Here is a 20,482-nt window from a genome sequence, read left to right on the forward strand (position 1 = left end):
ACAGGAGCACATCGCAGATGACGGACGCGTTCGCGGCATGGGCGCAGCTGGAGCGGGCCCGCGCCGAGGCGGGCGCCGCGCAGGCTCGCGCGGACGACCAGCAGGCCGTGGTGCGGCGGCTCCAGGACGCCCTGCGGGCCGGCGACGAGCGTGCCACGCCCGACATGCTCGCCGCCGCCGAGGCGGCGCATGCGGAGCTCCAGCGCACCGCCGACCAGCAGGCCGGCCTGCTCGCCGGTGCCGAGGAGGAACTGACGCAGGCGCTGGGCAGCGGCGCCGCCCTGTTCCCCGACGACAACAACACCCCGATCGCGCTCCTGCCGGTGCGGGTGGAAACCATCTGGTGGGAGCCGCGCACGCTGCGGGTCCGGATCTACCCGGACGACATCCTGCTGTCCAAGTTCGAACCGGAGCTCACGACGGCCGAGGCGGCCGCCGGCACGGAGTACTGGCGGGCTCCGAGTGCGGATGCCTGGCAGCAGGTCCTCACCCGGCTCCGTCCGGCACGCGCGGCCTGGGCCGTCCATGCCTGCCGTCCGGGATCCCCGCCGCCGGTGGTGCGCCCCGTCGACCCGGCCGAACGACGCCGGCGCACGGTCGCGATGCCGAAACGCTGGCGCTTCCTCGGCCTGGTCGACGGCCAGGTCGTGGTGGACAAGCTCGGCCGTCCGGTGCCCGACCCGCTGCCGGTCGGTCTGCTGCGCGCCGATGAGGAGGGCTGGGAGACCGACTGGTTCCAGGCGGTCAAGGCCGGCATGGGGGTCGAGCTGCTCCTGCCTCCCGACGGTACCGAGCACCTGGACGAGGTGCTGGTCGTCGGCGTACGCGGTGACTCGGCCGCCGACGGGGCCACCCGGCTGCGTGATCTCCTGCACGGCCACCGCTTCGGCGGCGGGCTCGGGCTGCTGCCGGCCGGCACCGCGACCAACAACACCCCGCGCGCCCGCTCCGGCTGGTCCTCCGCTCCCGCCTATCCGGGGCCGGAAGCGGACCCGCCGGCCGGACAGCGGCCGGTGGCCGACGCCCTGGCCACCGCTCTCGGCCTGCCCGACGCCGGTTTCCTGCGCGGCTGCTCCGGCGCGACCGACGCCGAACCCTCGGCCGTCGCCGCGCTGACCCTGCTGACATGGCCCACGCTGGGCAAGGGATTCGCGGAGGCGGCGGCGTCCCATCTGGACCTGGGCAGCCGCCAGGTGCGGGCCACCGACCCCACCCGGCCGTGGCGCGCGGTCCGGGACCATCTCGCCGACCATGTCCGCAGTCGCGGGCCGCTGCCGATGCTGCGGGTCGGCAGCCAACCGTACGGGGTGCTGCCCGCCACCTCTCTGGGCGACTGGCGCGCGCAGCGCAGCCGAGACGTGGATGCACTGCTGGCGCCCTGGCTGCTGCGGCTGCGGGAACGCTGGCGCGTCGCGGTCGCCGATGAGGAGACCATCCCCCGGGTACAGCCGGGCGTGGCGGTCGATCAGGTCGCGGTGGAGGCGTTGCAGCGGCTGCCCGTGGCCACCGGCCTGGCCATGCGCCGGCTGGACGGCCCCAATTTCGCCGTGGGCAAGACCCCGCGCGACCAGCCGCCCAACGAGCTGGGCGTGCCCGGCCTGCCCGCGGACGGGGTGCTGCGCTGGACCACGAGCGGGGACGGGTGGACCGATCTCGGCTGGGGGCTGGAGAGGACGAGCGGCGTTCCGGCGTTCGTGGGCCGGCTCACGCCCGACCCGGTCGCCTTCCCGGCAAGGGCGTCGGCCACCGCGGACTATCTGGATGCGGTGCGCGCCTTCCTGGCCGGTGAGTTGGACGCCGAAAGCTACGACCGGGCGTGGCCGGTGGAGTTGTCCTCCGGCCGGGAGACCCCGCCGCGGCGCAGCACCTTCTTCGAGCTGCCGAGCGCGGGCGGCGAGGAGCCGGAGGAGGACGGGGACGAGGACGGGGACGAGGACGGGGACGGGGACGACGGCACGCCGGACGCCACCGGGGTGCTCGATGCGCTGTTGTACCTGCCCAACTGGGCGTTTTTCGCCGGTGACGAGGGTGAGGACGACGCCCTGCGCCAGGCACTGGCCGTCATCGGCGAGGTGGACCAGCTGGTGGCCGACGTACTCGAAGGGCTGTCGGAACGCGAGCGCGAGGAGCGTGTCGCGGCCGCGGCCCGAGCCGCCGGCGCGCTGCCCCGGCTGGAGCAGATGCTGCGCACACTGGCCGCCGTACCGGTGCACCGGCTGCCGGAGCTGCTGCTGGAGGTCATCGACGTCTACTCCCATCGGCTGGACGCCTGGGTCACCTCCCTGGCATCCCGGCGGCTGGCCGAGTTGCGCGCGTCCGGGGTCGAGGGGGTCCGCTACGGCTGCTACGGCTGGGTGGAGAACCTGCGCCCACCGGTCCCCCGGGAGCAGGTCGAGATGGTCGTGGACGACGTGGACACCACGGTCGAAGTGTCCGCGCAGGACGGCTACATCCACGCGCCCTCGCTCCAGCACGCGGCCTCCGCGACGGTACTGCGCTCGGGCTTCCTGGGCCACCCCGGCGAGCAGACCTACGCGGTCAGCCTCACCTCCCGCCGCGCCCGCATCGCCCGCTGGCTGCTCGGCGGCGTACGCCAGGGGCAGAACCTGGGCTCGCTGCTCGGCTACCGCTTCGAGCGGGCCCTGCACGACGCGGAGCTGGACCACCTCGTCGAGCGGTTCCGCCGTCAGTTCCCGCTGCCCGTCGTGCCGGAGCCGGAGGAGCAGGCGGCCGACGCGGACCTGTGGGCACGCAGCGCGGAGGCAGTCGCCGCCCGCAATGTGGTCGACGGGATGGCCCTGGCGCGAGCCGGTGCCGACGCGGCGGATCTGCCGAGTGTCATCGACGGCGCTCCGGTGGTGCCGGCCGGCGACCGCGCGGCGGCCCTGCCGCTGCTGGAGGACGTGGCCGAAGCCCTGGACGCGGTGGGCGACCTGGTGCTGGCCGAGAGCGTCCACCAGCTGGTGGGGGGCAACCCGATCCGGGCGGGACTGACCGCCGACACCCTCGGGCGCGGTGAGGACGTTCCGGACACCTTCCACGTCCTGCGTACGCCGCACCGGGCCCGCGCACTGACCCACCGGGTGGCCGCGCTGCTGCCGGACACGCCTGGCGGGCCGACCGGCTGGCCCACCGACCCGGTGGCCGCGCTCCAGCCGGCGCTGGAGGCCTGGGTCGCCCACGTGCTCGGCGCGGGCACCCTCTGGACCCTCACCGGTGTGCTCGGCGGGCGGGCAGGCGCCGAGTCGGGCGAGGACCGGCCCTTCGAGATCACCATCGACCGGCTGGGGCTGGGCGCGCTGAGCACCGTACTGGACGCGGCCGGGGCGGAGCCCGCGCGGCTGCGCCGTGCGGTTCTCGACGCCCACGGCGCCCCGCCGGACGCCGGCGTCACCTTCACCGGTCCGGGCTGGACCGGGCTGCGCGGCAGGGCCGTACGCATCCGGTCGCTGCTGGCCACCGCGCAACCGCTGCTGCCGGCGCACCTCTCCGAGAATCCGGGTGACCGCTCGGTCGAGACGGCCGGCCTGCGCGGCCGACTGGCCCGTTTCGCGGCAGACCCGTCGTTCGCCGCACACCCCGGCGCGGCCGCGTTGCGCGAGCTGGCCGCGGAGACGTCCGAACCGGGCGAGACCGAGGGCTGGCTGTCCCGGGCCCGTGCCGCGCTGGCCGAGGTGCTCGGTGCGGAGCTCCCGCTGCTGCCCGCGCTCACCGGGGCGGCGCCGGCCGGCCGCGGCGACGTGCGTGGCGCCGACCTCGAGGACTGGCTGCGGCGCAACGCGGCGGTACGGCCCGTGGTGCGCACCCTGCACGAGACGCTGCTGCTGGCCGGGACCCGGGCCGGGCGGGTGGAACGGCTGCGTGCGGCCCAGACTCCGGATGCCGGGGCCGACCCTTGGATCGGCGGCACCTTCCCCGCCGGGCGGCGCCCGCAGGCCACCGCCCACCTGGTCTGGCACGCCCCGGCCGACACCGTGCCCGGTGCGGCCGTCACCGGCCTGCTGCTGGACGAGTGGATCGAGCTGCTGCCCGGTTCCGACCACCTGCGTCCGGCCACCGATCCGAGCCGGCCGGCCGAGGCCGCGGCGGAGACCGAGCTGACCGGCGTCGCCTTCCACTTCGACCGCCCGGATGCCAAGGCCCCGCACAGCGTGCTCATCGCCGTCCCTCCGGATCTCGAACGCGGTTGGACGTCCGACGGCCTGGTCCAGGTCCTGCGGGAGACGCTGGAACTGGCCAAGCTGCGCGCCGTCGACGTCGCCGACCTGCCCCTGCTGGACGACCTGATCCCCGCGATCCAGATCCCGCAGACAGGGGCGACCGGACAGGCGCTGGCCCGGATCGAGACCCGCCGGCCGAACACCGATCCGCACGGGCCGTTCCGTCTGGAGCCCGGGCACCGCACCGACGATGTGGAATCGGGTCTGGCCGCACGGGTGCACGACCCGTTGTGGCTGCTCACCCGCCAGTGGCAGTTCGGGGAATTCGCCGCCCAGGACGCCGGCTCCCCCGCGGTGGTCCGGATGACCGGCAGCAGTGCGCCGATCGACGCCTGGCGCCCGGCGGGGGCCGTGGACTGGGTGCCCTACGACCCGCGTACGGGGCCGCTGGACACCCAGGTCGAGGACGAGCCGGTGCGGGTCGACGAGCGGCTGCGCGCCGAGGGCGGCGCCGTGCTGCTGCGGATGTGCGACGACGCCGGGGTGCTGGGCGCCGCCGTCCCGGCGCTGGCCTCCCATCTCCTCCCGGCCGGCGAGCCCGACGCGAGTCTCATCGGCCTCCTCGACGGCCGGATGCCGGACGCGGCGTCGGTGGCGGCGGCGCTGGATGCGGGCACCTTCGACGGCGGGGCGGACGCGAGCCTCGGCGAGGTGACCGCCCGGTGGCGACGCTGGTGGGCCGAGCAGCTCGCCGAACGCGGGCCGGACACCTTCGACCCGCACCGGTTCGAACACGCCGCCGAGGTGTCCGCCGGCGGCTCGGTGCTGCGCGCCGAGGAGTATCTGGGCGACGGGCTGGACTGGTACGGCCTCGACGTGCATCCCGATCCCGAGATCGAGGCGGCGCCGGCGGGGCCCCGGCATGTGTTCACCGACGAGGGGCTGCCCTCGACGGTGCGGTACGGCGGTCTGCCGGCCGACCGGTTCTGGGAGATGGAGGACGCGCGGGTCGACCTCGGCGCAGCGGACGTCTCCACGCTGGACACCGGTCGTCTGCTGCTGATCTCCTTCGCCACCGTCTACGGCAACGACTGGTTCCTGGTGCCGCTCGAAGTGCCGACCGCGTCGCTGACCGTCCTGGACCCGCTCCTGGTGCGCGATGTGTTCGGCCGGTACCACCTCGTCGACCGTGCGGGCCGCGACGACCCCTCCTGGTCCCTGTTCACCCTGCACGGCGCGGACCCGGATCGCCCGGTCACCTCCGGACTGCTGATGCTGCCCACCGAACGCGGGCAGACGGGCGAGCCGCTGGAGCAGGCGATGCTGGCCCGCGACGAGTTGGCGAACCTGGCATGGGCCGTGCAGCACCGCTACACCGACGGCCGGGGGCTGCTGACGGACCGCCGGGACCAATGGGCCCGCCATGTGCCGCCCGAGCCGGTGGGAACGCTGCTGCTGCCCGCTTACGGGGTGCAGACCGTAGTGCCCGACTACTGGTTCCCGCTGGTTCCGGAGGCGGTCCGGCCCGGGGTGATCCGGTTCCGGCTGTCCGAACTGACCGGACCCGGCCTCGACTCCCGCCCGGAGGGCCGGCTCATCGCCCGCGGGCTGTGGGTGCACGAGGAGGAAGTGCCCCGGGAGGGGGTGACCGTGACCCGCCGCCCGGTCCTGGCCCGCTGGTTCGACGGTTCTCACCACAGCTGGGTGCGCAGACAGAAGGTGCCCGGCAGCGGTGAGAGTTCCAGCGGGCTGGAGTTCGACACGGTACGGCCCACGGACCCGTGGCCGTGATGAGGTGTCAGGGGCGGCCACCACGCCGGACACCACACCCCGGCGCCTGAACACGGGCGACCGGCCTGTACCCGCGGGCCCACTCCCCGCGGTGATCGGGCCGGCCCCTCCGCCTTCCCCCGTGCCCCCGTCACATGGTGCGGGTGCTGCCGGCAACGGAGCCCTCGTCGTCTTATGCGCGCACTGGTCGTGTTCGAACACCACCGTGTGCGATGGCCTACCGCACGGTCCGCTCGGCCCGGGGAGACACCCGGGATGTCAGGGCGAGCCAGGGTCCGAGAGCGCCCTCCCAGAACGCTGGTAGTCTCCGCATTCACAGCGAAGGGGTGTGCGATCGTGGGAGCAGCGCCATCGAGTCCCCCGAGACCCCGGTTCAAAGGAATTGGCTCCGGCGTCCTCTTCGGCGGGCTGACCGCAGGGGTGTCCATTGCCGCTGTCGGCAGGGCATGGGGTACTTGCGACATCGGCGGCAGTGCATCAGCCAACGGCATGGCATTGCTGCTCCTCGCCCCTCTCGTATGGGTCGCCGCCGCGATTCCATGGGTAATCCTGCACAGCACCATCGGAAGACGTCATCCACGGGCAGCTCTGGCCGCAGGACTCGTCTTCACCCTGTGGTTCGCCTGGTTTCTCGTGACATGGCTCGGCATGCCGAACTCCTATCCCGCCCCCGTGTGCCCGGGCAACGTCCCACCCTGGTGGCCGCACTTCATCCCCGCATGACCGCGTGGGCGTAGGCCGCGAGCCCAGCTGAACCCCGTTGTCAGTGGCGTACGCTTCACTGTCTGCCATGAATGAAGAGGAGCTGCTCGCAGCTGTCCACGGCTTGCTCTGGCCTGGCACGGGAGCCTTGGAGTGCCGGGAGGCTGGGCACTCGGCAGGGCACGTGTGTCTGGTGACTTCCGACGAGGTCGGCCTCGCCACGCTGACAAAGCGGCTCAGCGGCCGGTACGGGCAGCCGCGCAGGCTGGCCACGGGCGGGCACGTCGATCCGCCGGTGACCGAGCGGACCGGGCTGCCGCTCCTCCTCCCCTTCGGGGAGCATCTGGTCGAGATGGTGGCCTGGGCGCACGCCGGCCGGTGGATCGGATGCGGTGCGACGCGTACCAGCGAGGCCATACGGCCTGTCCTGGTCGTCGCCGAGCGGCCTGACCCCGCGGCGGACCCGCTGCCGGGGGACGCCTCCTGGGTGGACCGGGTCGTCGCCGTCACAGGGTGGGATCCGCACCGGGCCCCCACGGTCGACTGGACAGCGGTCGAAGCCCGGCTGGGTACCGCGCTGCCCAGCGATTACAAGAGGCTGGCCGAGCACTTCGGACATGGCGCCTTCGACGGCTTCCTCCAGCTCTCCGTACCCGATGCCCCCTTCAAGAGCGCCGACATCGTCCGGCACACCGAGTGGCTGGCCGAGTGGGCCCGAACACGCGGTAACAGGCTGTGGGAGCCGTACGACCTGTTCCCGGCTCCCGGCGGGCTGCTGGAGTGGGCCGGATCCGAGCAGGCGGATCGCTTCTACTGGCTCACCGAGGGACCGGACCCGGACAAGTGGCCCATCGTCATGTCGGAGGAGGTCCCCGGCTCATGGCAGCGATTCGACGGTTCTACCGCCGAGTTCATCCACCGGTTGCTCACCGACCCGCACCATCCCTTCTCGACGGCCCGTTACTTCGACGTCCATTGGTTCCAGAGCTACGAGAGCCTCGAAGCGGACTGGGACTGACCGCACGGCGGCCCTTCGACCCGTCTCCCTCCACAATTGGCCACTGCACTCACGAACGAACTGCGTCGCCTCAGCCTTGGGCCCTCTCACTTGCAGATGAGGAGACTGTCGCAGAAGCCGACGCCGTTGGTGATTTTGTCGGAGCTGTTCAGGATGTACCATCCACCTCTTTCGTCGGGTCCTTCCGCCCCAATGGCGATCATCGTCTGGTCACCCATCTCCTCCTTGGGGTTGGAGCCGATGACCACGTTGTCGTAGAGCGCCTTGAAGAGGTTCAGCCCGAGGCCGTCGACGTGGACCACACGGTAGTTCTTTTCCTGCTCGCCTCCGTGCTGATCCCGCCCGATGAGCGGGATCACCGACCTGCGCCAGTTCTTCAATTCCTTGGTGACCTTGCCCTCTCGGTAGGCTTTGTCGAGCGCGTCTTTCACCCCGTCGCGGACCCAAGAGATGTGGATGTGCAACTGCTCGTGGGAGCGGTGCGGGGCCGAGTTGATCCCCAGCCCGAAGAGGCCCCAGAACGGCTGCCAGGGTTTCGCCAGCCATGCCCAGGCTCGATCGTAAGCGGCATCCCAGTAGTTGTATTTGGCGAATGCGCCGGACACGAGGTCCGGGCACTCGATGCCTTTGATGCGGTTGGTGGGAACCAGGAGGAATCCCTCTACTCCTTCGGACACGATCCAAAAACTGTCCCTCGGCATCTCTCGGCAGTTCTTGGCCATATCCCAGAGAGTCTCACCCTTGTCGTCCTGGCTTCCGCACAGGGCTACGGGCGGATCGGTGGGGGCGCTTTCCCCATACTCGTCCGTCACAGCAGAACCTCCATGTAATCGGACACCGGCTGCGGCTGCCCGGCCGGGTACGCCCTGGACCCCGGGCCGCTCATAGGGTCGATGCGCCCGCTTCCGGCCCGGTGAAAGGGGACCTCTCACGGCTTACTGCCGGCCCGCTGCGGGCCGGGCGCCGGTGGGATCAGCATCGCACTGCCTCCGGCGGGCGCGTGGCTAACACCGTTCAGGCCCATGTACGAGCTATACAACCAAGGTGCCACCACCCGTCAGCCAGCGCATCCGCAGGCCAAGCGACCAGTTCAACACCTGGGTGTGGGCACGAGGGTGTCGGATGCCTGAGCTGCCGGGAGTCGTCGCACTTCCGCCACGGTGCGCTCGATGACGTCGCCGCCTCACCTGTGGAGTGCCCGGGTGTCGACGGCGTCCCGCTCGGTGATTACCGGCGACTCCCCGGACGGGCACAACCTTCTGGGCAGGTCGTGAGTCTTCTGTTCGATCGCCGCAAGATCGGATCCACCAGGAGACCACCATCAACGCCATACGCAAGACCCTCACCGCCACCGCCGTCGTCGGTGCCGTCCTCGCGGGCTCCGCCGCCTGCGGAACGGTGGAGCAGCTCTCCGCCGGCAAGAAGCTCGACCAGGCCTTCGAGAAGCTCGGCAAGAAGAAGACGCTCTCCTTCGAGCTCGACCTCGACACCGACGTCAAGTCCCTGAAGGCGTTGGACGCCGAGTCCGAGCCCGAGCCCGGCGACGAGATCCCGGACGAGGCCGCCGAGCTGATCAGCGGCGCGAAGATCGCTGTCACCGTGCAGTCGAAGAAGCCCCTCGCCGAGTCGGGTGACAAGGACTTCGTCGGCATGGCCATGAAGGTCAGCAACCCGGACGGCGACCTTGCCGAATACCGGGTGATCGGCGACTACGTCTACGTCCGTGCCGACATCGACACCATCGGCAAGATGATGGGCAGCCCCGTACCGGGCGCTGAAGACCTGCCCCCGGAGGCCGGGCCGGTCAAGGACATCTTCGAGGGCAAGTGGGTGAAGTTCAGCTCCAAGGAGATGGAGAAGGCCGCCGCCGAGGGCGAGGAGGACCAGGACAGTCCCACGCCCGAGCCGTCTCTCGACGCCAAGACGCAGAAGAAGCTCGTCAAGGCCCTCCGCCAGGTCGTCGCCCGTCAGGTGAAGTTCAAGACAGCCGGCGGTGGGGACGGCACCGAGCACATCACCGCCACGGCCCCCTTCCGCACGCTGATCACTCAGCTGCTCGGCGAGATCCGCCCGCTGGCGAAGGACCTGCCGCCGGGCATGGAGTTGCCGACGGACAAGGACTTGAAGGACGCTCCCAACGCCAAGGTGACGGCGGACTTCACGCTCAAGAACGGTGAGCTGGCCGAGGTGGACGTGGATCTCGCCAAGCTGGCCGAGAACGCCAAGGTCAAGAAGCTGGGCCTGACGCTGCGCATGGGCGATGGCACCAAGCCCACCGCTCCGGCCGGTGCCAAGGAACTGGACCTGAACGAACTCATGCAGGGCTTCTTCGCCGGCCCGGGGATGAGCGACGCCGAGTTCTCCGACAGCGATCTCGCCGGCCAGGACTTTCCCCAGGACGAGTTCTGATCGCACCGAGCGCGTAGGAGCGGTGGTGAACCGATCCCCGTGGCGGCGGTGAACCAGCCACGCACAGCCCCGAGCACTCCCCGCACGAGCGGGGGTGCCCCGGGGCGGCGTCGGCCCCGATGGTGACGACGGGCACGGTCAGGTCCACCAGTGGGTCACCTCCCCCTGGTTCGGTGGGTGGCAGCGACGCAGCAGATCCAGCGCCGGAGCCGGGTGAAGGCCAGACGCCGTACGGTGCTGGATTCCCCACTCGCTGACAGGCGGCCCATGCGCTTGGTGAAAGCCACGATGCCGCCGCGTCCTTACGCTGCCGGCGGCACACCCCGGCTCAGGCCAACCGAAGTCTCTCCCAACGGCCGGGTCAGCCTCGGCAACAGCGCCCAGCCTCCTGCGCCCCACGCTCCGCCACCGAGGCAAGGGCCGGGCTCTTCAGCCGGTCCGCAAGTCAAGATCGATTGTCAGTGGTGGGTGAGAGGGTAGGACCATCGCTTCGAAAGAGGGGGAGGCTGCCATGTCCGGAAGCCAGAACTACATCAATCACGTTGCTCTTGTGCTGGACGCCAGTTCGTCCATGTCGCACCTGAGCCGCAAGGTCGTCGAAGTAGCCGACCAGCAGATCGCGTACCTTGCCCGCCGTTCGCGGGAGTTGGACCAGGAAACGCGCGTCACGGTGTATGTCTTCGCAGACAAGGTGCAGTGCGTCATCTACGACAAGGACGTGCTGCGGATGCCGTCGCTGAAGCAGCTGTACCAGGTCGGTGGAATGACGGCCCTGCTGGCGGCCGCCCTGAAGTCACAGCGGGAGCTGGCGCAGACGGCCCAGCTGTACGGCGACCACAGCTTCCTGACGTTCATCCTCACCGACGGGCAGGAGAACGCGAGTCATCGCGGCCCGGATGCCCCTGCCGGCGATCCGCGGGAACTGGTCGAGGCCGTGGCCGAGATGATCAAGATCCAGGAGGACAACTGGACGCTGGCCGTCCTCGTGCCGGACCAGATGGGCAAGCGCGAGGCCATGCGGTGCGGTTTCCCCAAGGACAACATCGCCATCTGGGACGCCACGAGCACACAGGGTCTGGAGGAGGCCGGGCAGGTCATCCAGCTGGCCACCGAGAAGTTCATGGTCGGCCGCACCCAGGGCATCCGAGGTTCGCGGGCGGTGTTCTCCACGGGTGCGGAAGCGGTCAACAGGGACACCATCAAGGCGGCCGGCCTCACCCCGGTGGATCCGTCGCAGTACGAGCTGATTCCGGTGGCTCGTGACGCGGCGATCCGGGACTGGGTCGTCGAAAGCGGGCACACCTACCGGACCGGTGGTGCGTTCTACCAGCTGAGCAAGTCGGAGAAGATCCAGGCGCGGAAGCAGATCGCGGTGCTGGAGAAGAAGACGGACCGGGTCTACACCGGGCCCGAGGCCCGAGCCCTGCTCGGCCTGCCCGACGCGGAAGTTCGCGTCAAGCCGGACCACAACGACGACTTCACGATATTCGTGCAGAGCACCAGCGTGAACCGGAAGCTCGTACCGAACACGCGACTGCTGCTCATGCGCTGACGCCCGGCTTCCGGCCGGTCCGCAGGAGGCGAACAGCATCCGCCTGCCGCGCAAGGTCAGCCGAGAGGGGGAGACGAAGACCTCCGTTGCGCGGTGTGGCGCAGGCACCTACGTCACACCCGGAGGTCTTCGTCACGGTCGAGCCGCGCCCTGGCCGACAACGCTCGTGGTCGGGACATCTAGAGGCGGGCGGGACGCCCCAGAGGGAGGAGGTACTGGACCGGCTCGTCGAGGTCGTCGAGGGCGAGGAGCTCGTGGGTCAGGTCGTCGTGGAGGCCGCCGAGCGGGACGGTGGCCAGGCCGAACGCCGCCGAGGTGAGCAGCAGCGTCTGCGCGAGGTGGCCGGCTTCCAACAGGCCCAGCCGCAGCGCCCGCAGTCCGTAGCGGCGGCGTAGCAGACCGAGGTCGAGGTGGATCGCGAGCACCGCCGGGGCCTCCTCGATGCCCACCGCGTCCGGGTCGTCCGCCGGCCGGGAGAGGTACGAGGACAGCGCCTTGAGCTCGGCGACGGCCGGCGCGGGGCCGATCGGGAGCAGGGCGCGGCGCTCCGGCACGCAGTGGTACGTGCCCGCGGCCAGCCCGGCGACGTCCAGTGCCACCAGGCGCACGTGCACGCTGTAGAGGGCGCCGGCGCTGGGTAAGGGCGGTGCCGGAGGGTGCGTACGGTGCCGTCGGCGAGGGGCCGGTGCGTCGCGTGGCTCTCGGCGTACGCGGACCACAGCACACCGCCCAGCGTCCCTGCGTCCAGCGGCCCGTACAGCGGCCCGCGCACGGAGCTGCGCCGGCGCAGTGCCTCGGCGAGCGCCAGTTCCGGCAGGACGGCTGCGGGCAGCGGGACTTCGGCCGCGAGCCGGGCCGCCGAGGGGGCCTGCGGCGGGGGCAGGTCGCGCAGTGCGGTGTCCTCGGGCCGCCCGATGCGGAACTTGCTGCGCTCCAGGTACTGGTAGTCGGCCGCGCGGTGTCCGGCGGGGAAGAACCCCGAGTCGTCCTCGGTCGCCAGCAGCGTGCGGGCCGCCAGGCGGCAGACGGCCCGCTCCTCGTCGGGGGTGACGCCGAGCCGGTTGAACAGCATGTGCAGCTGGGAGGCCCACACCCAGGGCACGCGGCGGGCGGCCTGCTCCGGCTCCACGGTGCTGCGCAACCGGGCGTCCGCGGCGCCGACCCGGCGGGCCCACTCCGCCAGCCAGGGCGCGGCGGTGCCCGCATCGAGGGCGGCGCGCAGGGCCCGGGCCCGCCGGACCAGGCCCGGCCGCTGGAGGGCGAACACCGAATTCACGCGGGCGTGGACGGCGGCCCCGGGCAGCGGCTCCACCTCGGTGATCCACCGCCAGGAGGCGGCGTGCCGGCGCAGCCAGCCCGAGGCCTGGAATTCGTCGAGGCCGAGCGCGTGGGCAGTGGCGTGGGCGAGGTCGAGGGCGAGCGGGAGCCGGGCGGCGCGGTCCGGAGTCGCGCGCAGGGCCTCGACGGCCGCGCGGGTGGCGTGGGCGAACACCTCCTCGGCGAGGGGCAGCGCGGCGGGGTCGCCGTACCGCTCCGTCTCGGGTACGTACGGCACCTCGCGCACCTCGCCGTGCCGGGCGGGCCAGGGACCGGTGAACTCCGCGGGCCGCGCGGACGCCAACTCCGCCAGCAAGCCGGGAAGTTCAGAGGCCGCGCCGACGGGCAGCCCGCCCCGGAAGCGGATGCGCAGATGGCGACCGTCCTCGCCGTAGCGGATGAAGAACCAGGCGGGGCCCGGGGCGCCGGTCAGGCTGTCCATCAGCGGGGCGAGGTCATCGGTGACGAATGCGTCCGTCTGCGCGCCGCCGGTGTGCAGAGCGAGATGCAGGCTGTGCCAGGGGTGTCCGGGGCCCTCGGGCGCAGCCGGGCGGGGACGGGGGCGGGCGGTCGTCATCGTGTCCTCACGGGAAGGGGTGGGGGTGCAGGGGCAGTTCGTCGCGGCGTTGCGGCCGGGCGGTGCGGCCCAGCCGGTGGGACACCTCCAGCAGCCGGTCCAGTCCCGCGGTGCGGCGGTTGACATGCCCGAAGGTCATCGGAAGCGTGCCGGGGACGATCACCTCGGCGCAGTGCAACCCCCAGCCGAGCCCTGACGCCCGGCTCGTCCTGCGTGATCACGATGACCTCCAGTCCCTCGGCGGCCAACCGGTCCACGGTCCGCTCCAGCAGCACCGTCAGGTCGGCCACCGGCTCGGGCGCCCCCAGCCACCGCTCGTACCAGGGTGCCTCCGCGGAGTCGGCGAACAGGAAGTCCAACCGGGGCTGCGCCTCCGGCAGTGTGTTGAGACCGACGTGGTCGTCGAGGTCCAGCACCAGCTCGGGGCGGCCCAGCATCGGGCGCAGCCGCTCCGGGTCCCGGGCGCCGCCCGGGACCGAACGGCGCGCGGACTCCTGGACGTGGTGACCCGCGGGCTGGCGCCCGCCGCGCGCAGCGCCCGTACGAGGCTCACGGCGAGCGGGCCCTCGGGATCCGGTGCGGCGACGACCGGGTGCGCGCTCCGGATCGCTTCGACCGCCTCGGCCGGCCGGGCGGCCGGGCGGCCGACGAACCCGGCCAGGGCGGGAGTTCGACGCCGTCCGGGTGCTCGACCAACAGGTCGTGCTCGCGCAGTCGGGCCGTGAGCGTGGCGAGCGCGGTCTCTACCCGCGGGTCGGCCCGGTCGATCCGGACGGCCTGAGCCCGGGCTCCGCCCCCTGATCCGGCCTCGGCTTCCCCGGTGCCGGCCGGAATCCGGGTGTCGGCCTGCGCTCGGGCGTCGGCCTGAGCCCGGGCGTCGGCTTGCGTGGCGCTGTCCGCCTGAGCCCCGGTATCGCCCCGAACCCGGGCGGCGGCCCACACAGCGGCCTCAGCCCGCGCTCCGGCATCACCCTGAACGCGAGCGTCAACCCGGCCCCCGGCCTCGGCCTGCGCTCCGACATCGCCTTGCGCCCAGGCGTCCACCCGGGCCCCGGCCCGGGCCTGTTTGCCGCCCTCCGCCCGCTCCCCCGCACCACCCCGTATGTCGCCCTCCGCGCCCTCCCCCGCACCACGCTCTGCACCGCCGCCACCCCGCACCGCATGGCCCAGAGCGAGTCGGTCCGAGAGCAGCTGCCACAGGGCCGGCAGCGCGCGGCTGCCCTCCAGCGTGACGCCGGCGGCGCGGCCCTCCGGTTCGGGCGGGCCGAGAGAACGCCGGACCGCGTCAGGAGTCCTCGGTTTCCGGCGCACACGTCCAGCTGTGCCGAACGTTCCCACGTTCCCGGCGGTCGACACGGGTGACCTGCGGTCCTCCATTGCTGCGCGAGAGCAATCCGCTGACCAGCGTGCGGTAGGCGAAGAAGAGTGTGGCGGCCACGGTCAGGGCGAAGGCGATCGAGGGGCCGTACCCCGTGGCCCTGGAGGTACGGGCCACGTACACGAAGCCGTAGCCGCTGAGGACCGTCGCCAGAGCCCACACCTTCCACAGCATCCCGTGCAGGCGCCGCTCACGGCGGACATCGATGAACGACGGGAGATCCACGCGGAGTTGCGCTTCGCAGTGGTCGCACCTCTCACGGGCCGTGTTTCCGCGCTCGCCGAAACGTGGCAGACGGCTGATGGCGGCGTTGGTCAGGGCGGTCGTCCGGGTCACCTTGTCGTTGACCTCCTTGGTGACGAGGTGCACGATCCTGTAGTCGAAGCTCTCCTTCACTTCGGTCACGGCTTCCGCCCTCTCTCCCCGGCCCCCGGACGGCTTCTATTCTCCTACGATCGATGCGAAGTGTCCCGGCATCGGATACGAATTCGCGTCCGGCGCTGCCGTTCCGCCGCGCACGATCGACTGGCACTTCCCGTCGAAGCGGAGCGGCGAACGTCTAGCCGCGCGAGCGACGGAGCACGTTTAATACACTCCGATTCACCACGGGGAGGGACGTTTCATGTCTGGAGCAACGCCGCCCGATGACGGGGTGCCACCGCTGCCGTTACGGCCGCCGCCGAGCCCCGTGCCGCAGCCGCCGGCACCACGGCGTCTGGGCGAGATCGCGGCTCTCGTCTCGGCCGTCACCGCTGTCATCGGTCTGCTGCTCGGCTTCTTCGGGTTGCCTACCCTGGTCAACTCCCCTACGGCCAAGACCGTGACGACCACCACGACCGTCACCGCCACCGTCACGGCATCGCCGCGTGGATCAGATGCCGAAGCCACATCGCAGCCGTCCAGCCCGGCCCCACTACCGTCCGGTGAAGTCGCTCTACGCGACCTCACACCCCTCGGCTCTTTCCCGGACGAACACTTCAAGATACAAACCGTAACGTTGGGGGGAAAGTCCTACTCCAACGCCATGGTTATCAATTACCCCTGTTTGTCAGGTTTTGAGTACAGCATCAATCAGCGTTACAAGACGCTCACTCTCATCGTGGGGCTCGACGACAACGGGGTGGCCGAGCCCGGCAAGTTGTCGATCGTAGGCGACGGAAAGGTTCGCAAGAACGTCATGCTGGAGATCAACCATCCCCAGAACGTGACGGTGGACGTCTCGGGCGTCATCAAGCTCGGCATCGACCCCGAGTTCGGCGACAGCTCTTCCTGCAACGCCGACGGAGTCATCGTCGCGCTGGCGGATGCTGTGCTGAGGTCCTGACATCGGCGCTGCGCTTCCGTGCGTCGGGAGGGCGCCCACGATGGGCACGTTCCGCGACGCCCCGGTCAAGGTCTTCGAGACGACCACGCGGACGGCGGTCGCCGAGCCGGCCTGACGGCCGGTCAGCCGTTCAGGTGCCGTTGCAACCAGTCGGCGGCGGCACGGCGGAACAGCCGGCGGTTGTCGGCGCGGAGGAACTCGTGGCCCTCGTCGCGCAGCGTGAGCAGTTCGGCGGTCAGGCCCCGTTCGCGGGCGGCCCGTACGAACTGCTCCGACTCCCCCGGCGGCACATTCGTGTCGTGCTCCCCGTGCACGGCGAGCACGGGCGCGCGCAGCGCGTCGATACGGCTCATCGGCGAGAGCGCGTGCAGCAGTTCACGGTCGCGTTCGGGGTGGCCGTACTTGTGGGCCGCCGACTGGGCGATCCACGGCTCGGTGCCCTCGAAGAACGTCGCGAAGTCCGACATGCCGCAGACCGCCACCCCCGTGCGGAAGAGATCCGGGTGCCAGACCAGGGAGGCGAACGTGAGATAGCCGCCGTAGGAGCGGCCCATGACGGCCAGCCGTGCGGGATCGGCGGGGCCCGCCAGCACCGCGTGGGCCACGCAGTCGGCCACGTCGTCGAGCGCGCCGAACCGGCCCCTGCCCAGGTCCGCGTCGACGAACGACCTGCCGTATCCGGACGATCCGCGGACGTCGGGGGCGAAGATGTCCACACCGCGCCCCAGGATCTCGTGGTACAGCGGGTTGAGGACGGGCCGTTCCTGTTCCTCCGGTCCGCCGTGCAGATGGATCACGCAGGGCGCCGGTTCGCCGGGACCGCGCCCCGGAGCACGGTAGTACCAGCCGTGCAACGGCAGCCCGTCGCGTGCGGTCAGACTCAGCTGGACCGGACGCACGGGTGGGCGGCCCGGTGGGACGGAGTCCTCGTCCCGGGACGACCACGGGGTGCGCACGAGCGCCACGCCCTCGGGGAGCCACCACACGCCGGGCCGGCGCTGGGACCCGGACAGGGCCAGCACCAGCCGTCGCGGACCGGCGTCCACGATGCGGGTGACCACTTCGTGCGGCAGGGGCACCTGCCGGGGCGGACCGGTGGCGGGTTCGACCGTACCGGACGGGTCGATGTCGCAGACCTCCACCTCGCTCACGCCCCGGGCGTTCCAGGCGAGCACGGCGGCCCCGCCGTCGTGGGCCATGTGCAGCAGCTCCAGGTCGCTGTCCGCGCGCTCGGCCGTGACCGACCAGCCGCGCGGCTGCCCTTCCGGGTCGAGTGCGGCGGCGAGCAGGACGGCGAACTCCCGGTGGGCGTCGCTGCGCAGCCAGAGGGTGTCCGCGCGGGGTGAGAACCTGCCGATCCACGGGTCGCCGTCGGCCACGGGCACCACACAGGTCGTCGCGCGGTCGGTGGTGCGCATCACCACCGCCTCGCGCCGTCCCCGGGGCCCCCGGCGCAACAGTGCCAGTCCTCCGTCGCGGCTGAGATCGCACACGCGGAGGGTCGCCGAGTCCTTCTCGGCGGCGAGGAGAACGGGGGCGGCCACACCGTCGGGGTCGATCAGATAGGCCGACAGTCCGTCGCCGAAGCCGGCCGTCGGGGCGGTGTGCCGGTCCTGCGGGCCGCCGGCAGCCGTCAGGCCGGCGGCCACGGGAGGTGAGGGCAAGGGGAGCCCGCGGTCCGTATGGGGTGCCGCGCCGAGGAGCACGGCATCGCCGTTCCGGCGCAGCCAGTCGGCCGGACCGGGTTCCGTCTCGGCGTTCTGCGGTGCGAGTGGGGCGGTGGGTACCGCCACGGTGACCGCGACGGCCGATCCGTCGTGCGCCCAGCAGCCCAGGTAGGCCGAGCTGCCCGGCTCGGCTCCGGCGAGGATGTGCCGGTCGGTGCCGTCCGGGCGTACGCACAGCACCCGTGTGTGTTCACCGCCACCGGGGGCCGTGGTGTAGGCGATCCAGCGACCGTCGGGCGACCAGGACACCTCCTGCACGGGGTCCGGTTCGGCGTCGAGCAGATGCACCTCGTCGCCGTCGGCCGGCCCCACCCACAGCTGGGGGACACCGCCGCGGTCGCAGATGAAGGCCACCTGGACGCCCGCGGGGTCGGCCGAGGGGTACCAGCAGCCGTGCGCGATGAGCCGCGTCGTCGCGTCGCGCGGCTCGGCGGTGTCCGGCAGCGGGATGCGGGCGGGGGCGGCGAAGGCCGGGGCACCGCCGTCCGGGGCCGACGGAACCCGGTCGGCCCGGCGTGTCGGGTGCGCGGCCACGGGCTGCGCGGCATCGGTGGCGACCGGGCCGGCCGCAGCCTCCGCGGTGCGCTCCTCGGTCAGATTCCGTGCGTCTGCAGCCATATCTCCAGCAAAGCCACTTGCCACAGCGCGTTGGCTCCGCGCTTGGTGCGGTGTCGGTCGGGGGCCGCCAGGAGTCGGTCGAGGTAGGCGTCCTTGAAGAGGCCGCGCCGCTTGGCCTCGGGGGCGGTGAGCGCCTCGCGCACCCGTTCCAGGACGGGTCCGGCCATGTGGGTGATCGCGGGCACCGGGAAGTAGCCCTTGGGGCGGTCGACCACCTCGTGGGGCAGCAGCTTGCGGCCGGCTTCCTTCAGGACGCCCTTGCCGCCGTCGGCCAGCTTCAGCTCGGGCGGACAGGCGGCTGCCAGCTCCACGAGTTCATGGTCCAGGAAGGGCACCCGGGCCTCAAGGCCCCAGTCCATGGTCATGTTGTCGACCCGTTTCACCGGATCGTCCACGAGCATGACGTGGGTGTCGAGCCGCAGGGCCGCGTCGAGTGCGGTCTCGGCGCCCGGCGCCGCCATGTGCTCCCGGACGAACCGGCCGGAGACGTCGTCCGGCGGCAGCATGTGCGGCTGGAGCATCGCGGCGAGGTCGGCGTGCGACCGATCGAAGTAGGTGTCGGCGTACCTGCCGGGTTCTTCCTCGCGGGCGACGGAGGCCAGTCGCGGGTACCAGTGATAGCCGGCGAAGACCTCGTCCGCGCCCTGGCCGCTCTGGACGACCTTGACGTTCCTGGCCACCTGCTCGGACAGCAGATGGAACGCGACCACGTCGTGGCTCATCATCGGCTCGCTCATCGCCGCGACCGCCGCGTCCAGAGCCGTGGACACCCGCTCCGAGGGAACCACCAGCTGGTGGTGATCGGTGGCGAACTGCGTGGCGATCAGGTCGGAGTACGCGAACTCGTCTCCGTCGTCGCCGCCCTCGGACTCGAAACCCACGCTGAACGTCGCCAGGTCCCGCTGCCCCTCGTCGGCCAGGAGGGCCACGATCAGACTGGAATCCAGGCCGCCCGAGAGCAGGACTCCGACGGGCACATCGGCGACCATCCGCCGGCGTACGGCGGTGCGCAGCGCGTCGAGCACCGCGTCCCGCCATTCGCTCGCGCTCATGCCCGCGTGCTCGGGACGGCGCGTGTACGACGGCTGCCAGTAGCAGTGCTCCTGGTACGTGCCGTCCGGTTCGACGACCCGCACGGTGGCCTGCGGGAGCTTGCGGACCCCGGCCAGGACGGTGCGCGGTGCGGCCACGGTCGCGTGCCAGCTGAGGTACTGGTGGACGGCGACCGGATCCAGCGAGGTGTCGATGTCCCCGCCCGCGAGGAGGGCGGGAAGGGACGAGGCGAAGCGCAGCCGTCCGGGGCTCTGTGCCAGATACAGGGGTTTGATGCCGAGCCGGTCGCGTCCCAGGATCAGACGGCCGGTGCGGTGCTCGACGAGGGCGAAGGCGAACATGCCGAGGAAGCGGTCGACGCAGGCGGTGCCCCACTGCTGGTACGCCTTGAGGACGACCTCGGTGTCGGAGGTGGAGCGGAAGCGGTGGCCGAGGGCCTTCAGCTCGGTGCGCAGCTCCTCGTAGTTGTAGATGCACCCGTTGAAGACGCCGGTGATCTCCTGCTCGGCGTCCGTCATCGGCTGAGCCCCGCGCTCGGAGAGATCGATGATCTTCAAGCGGCGGTGTCCCAGTGCCACGGCACCTCGGGACCAGACCCCGTGGCCGTCGGGGCCGCGGGCGGCGAGCCGGTCGCTCATGCGGGCCACGGCCGCCAGGTCGGGCCGCCTGCCGTCGAAGCGCATCTCTCCGCTCAGGCCGCACATCAGGCACCACCTCCCCGGTGTGTGTCGGGGCGGCGCGGCGGTGCGGTGTGTGCCGACCCGTTCACCGGTATGTGGTCCGGGTTGGTGGACATGGCGGTGCTTCTCCTTCGGAAACGAGTGCAGATACGGGGGGTCGGCAGGGTTGTCGGTCC

Annotated in this window: 11 protein-coding genes and 1 pseudogene; 5 read left to right on the plus strand and 7 right to left on the minus strand. The window is 71.7% G+C overall.

Going from position 1 to position 20,482, the window contains the following annotated elements; genetic code table 11:
* Nucleotides 1–17: 17 nt before the first annotated feature.
* Both ACZ7DL_RS35595 and ACZ7DL_RS35600 read left to right on the plus strand, forming a co-directional pair.
* Nucleotides 18–5,951 (plus strand): hypothetical protein, encoded by a 5,934-nt coding sequence (locus ACZ7DL_RS35595; protein WP_470780707.1) that lies wholly within the window; start codon nucleotides 18–20, stop codon nucleotides 5,949–5,951.
* 895 nt (nucleotides 5,952–6,846) lie between these two features.
* Nucleotides 6,847–7,671: a hypothetical protein gene (locus ACZ7DL_RS35600; RefSeq protein ID WP_470780709.1), complete on the plus strand. Its 825-nt coding sequence runs from the start codon at nucleotides 6,847–6,849 to the stop codon at nucleotides 7,669–7,671.
* 86 nt (nucleotides 7,672–7,757) lie between these two features.
* On the opposite strand, the gene ACZ7DL_RS35605 is transcribed toward ACZ7DL_RS35600, so the two are convergent.
* Nucleotides 7,758–8,483 (minus strand): CDP-diacylglycerol diphosphatase, encoded by a 726-nt coding sequence (locus ACZ7DL_RS35605; RefSeq protein WP_470780711.1) that lies wholly within the window; start codon nucleotides 8,481–8,483, stop codon nucleotides 7,758–7,760.
* Nucleotides 8,484–9,069: 586 nt separating this feature from the next.
* Here ACZ7DL_RS35605 and ACZ7DL_RS35610 point away from each other — a divergent pair.
* Together ACZ7DL_RS35610 and ACZ7DL_RS35615 are read left to right on the plus strand one after the other, a co-directional pair.
* Nucleotides 9,070–10,080 (plus strand): hypothetical protein, encoded by a 1,011-nt coding sequence (locus tag ACZ7DL_RS35610; protein ID WP_470780713.1) that lies wholly within the window; start codon nucleotides 9,070–9,072, stop codon nucleotides 10,078–10,080.
* A 511-nt stretch (nucleotides 10,081–10,591) separates the two neighbouring features.
* The gene (locus ACZ7DL_RS35615; protein WP_470780715.1) at nucleotides 10,592–11,632 is read left to right on the plus strand and encodes a vWA domain-containing protein; all 1,041 of its coding nucleotides are present in this window, start codon (nucleotides 10,592–10,594) and stop codon (nucleotides 11,630–11,632) included.
* Nucleotides 11,633–11,811: 179 nt separating this feature from the next.
* On the opposite strand, the gene ACZ7DL_RS35620 is transcribed toward ACZ7DL_RS35615, so the two are convergent.
* The 4 genes and pseudogenes from ACZ7DL_RS35620 to ACZ7DL_RS35635 all read right to left on the minus strand — a co-directional run bounded on the left by ACZ7DL_RS35620 (nucleotide 11,812) and on the right by ACZ7DL_RS35635 (nucleotide 15,309).
* Nucleotides 11,812–12,807, minus strand: coding sequence for a nitroreductase family protein (locus ACZ7DL_RS35620; RefSeq protein ID WP_470780796.1), 996 nt, complete (start codon nucleotides 12,805–12,807; stop codon nucleotides 11,812–11,814).
* Nucleotides 12,693–13,526, minus strand: a pseudogene (locus ACZ7DL_RS35625) (thiopeptide-type bacteriocin biosynthesis protein); the annotation flags it as partial. The gene ACZ7DL_RS35620 and the pseudogene ACZ7DL_RS35625, both read right to left, overlap by 115 nt.
* A 7-nt stretch (nucleotides 13,527–13,533) precedes the next feature.
* A complete protein-coding gene (locus ACZ7DL_RS35630) occupies nucleotides 13,534–13,665 on the minus strand; it encodes a hypothetical protein (RefSeq protein ID WP_470780717.1) in 132 nt (43 codons plus the stop codon).
* A 1,146-nt stretch (nucleotides 13,666–14,811) separates the two neighbouring features.
* Nucleotides 14,812–15,309, minus strand: a complete 498-nt coding sequence (locus ACZ7DL_RS35635) for a hypothetical protein (RefSeq protein WP_470780719.1) — start codon at nucleotides 15,307–15,309, stop codon at nucleotides 14,812–14,814.
* 217 nt (nucleotides 15,310–15,526) lie between these two features.
* On the opposite strand from ACZ7DL_RS35635, the gene ACZ7DL_RS35640 reads away from it, so the two are divergent.
* A complete protein-coding gene (locus ACZ7DL_RS35640) occupies nucleotides 15,527–16,228 on the plus strand; it encodes an NPCBM/NEW2 domain-containing protein (protein WP_470780720.1) in 702 nt (233 codons plus the stop codon).
* Nucleotides 16,229–16,350: 122 nt separating this feature from the next.
* Here ACZ7DL_RS35640 and ACZ7DL_RS35645 read toward each other — a convergent pair whose 3' ends face one another.
* Entirely contained in the window at nucleotides 16,351–18,573 is a 2,223-nt protein-coding gene (locus tag ACZ7DL_RS35645) for a S9 family peptidase (protein WP_470780722.1), read from the minus strand.
* Nucleotides 18,549–20,330 carry an N-acetylglutaminylglutamine amidotransferase gene (locus ACZ7DL_RS35650; RefSeq protein WP_470780724.1) on the minus strand — a complete coding sequence of 594 codons (1,782 nt, stop codon included), beginning with the start codon at nucleotides 20,328–20,330 and terminating at the stop codon, nucleotides 18,549–18,551. Before ACZ7DL_RS35650 ends, ACZ7DL_RS35645 begins: the two co-directional genes overlap by 25 nt.
* Nucleotides 20,331–20,482 lie beyond the last annotated feature (152 nt).

The sequence above is a fragment of the Streptomyces sp. NPDC036984 genome (genome assembly GCF_055607665.1).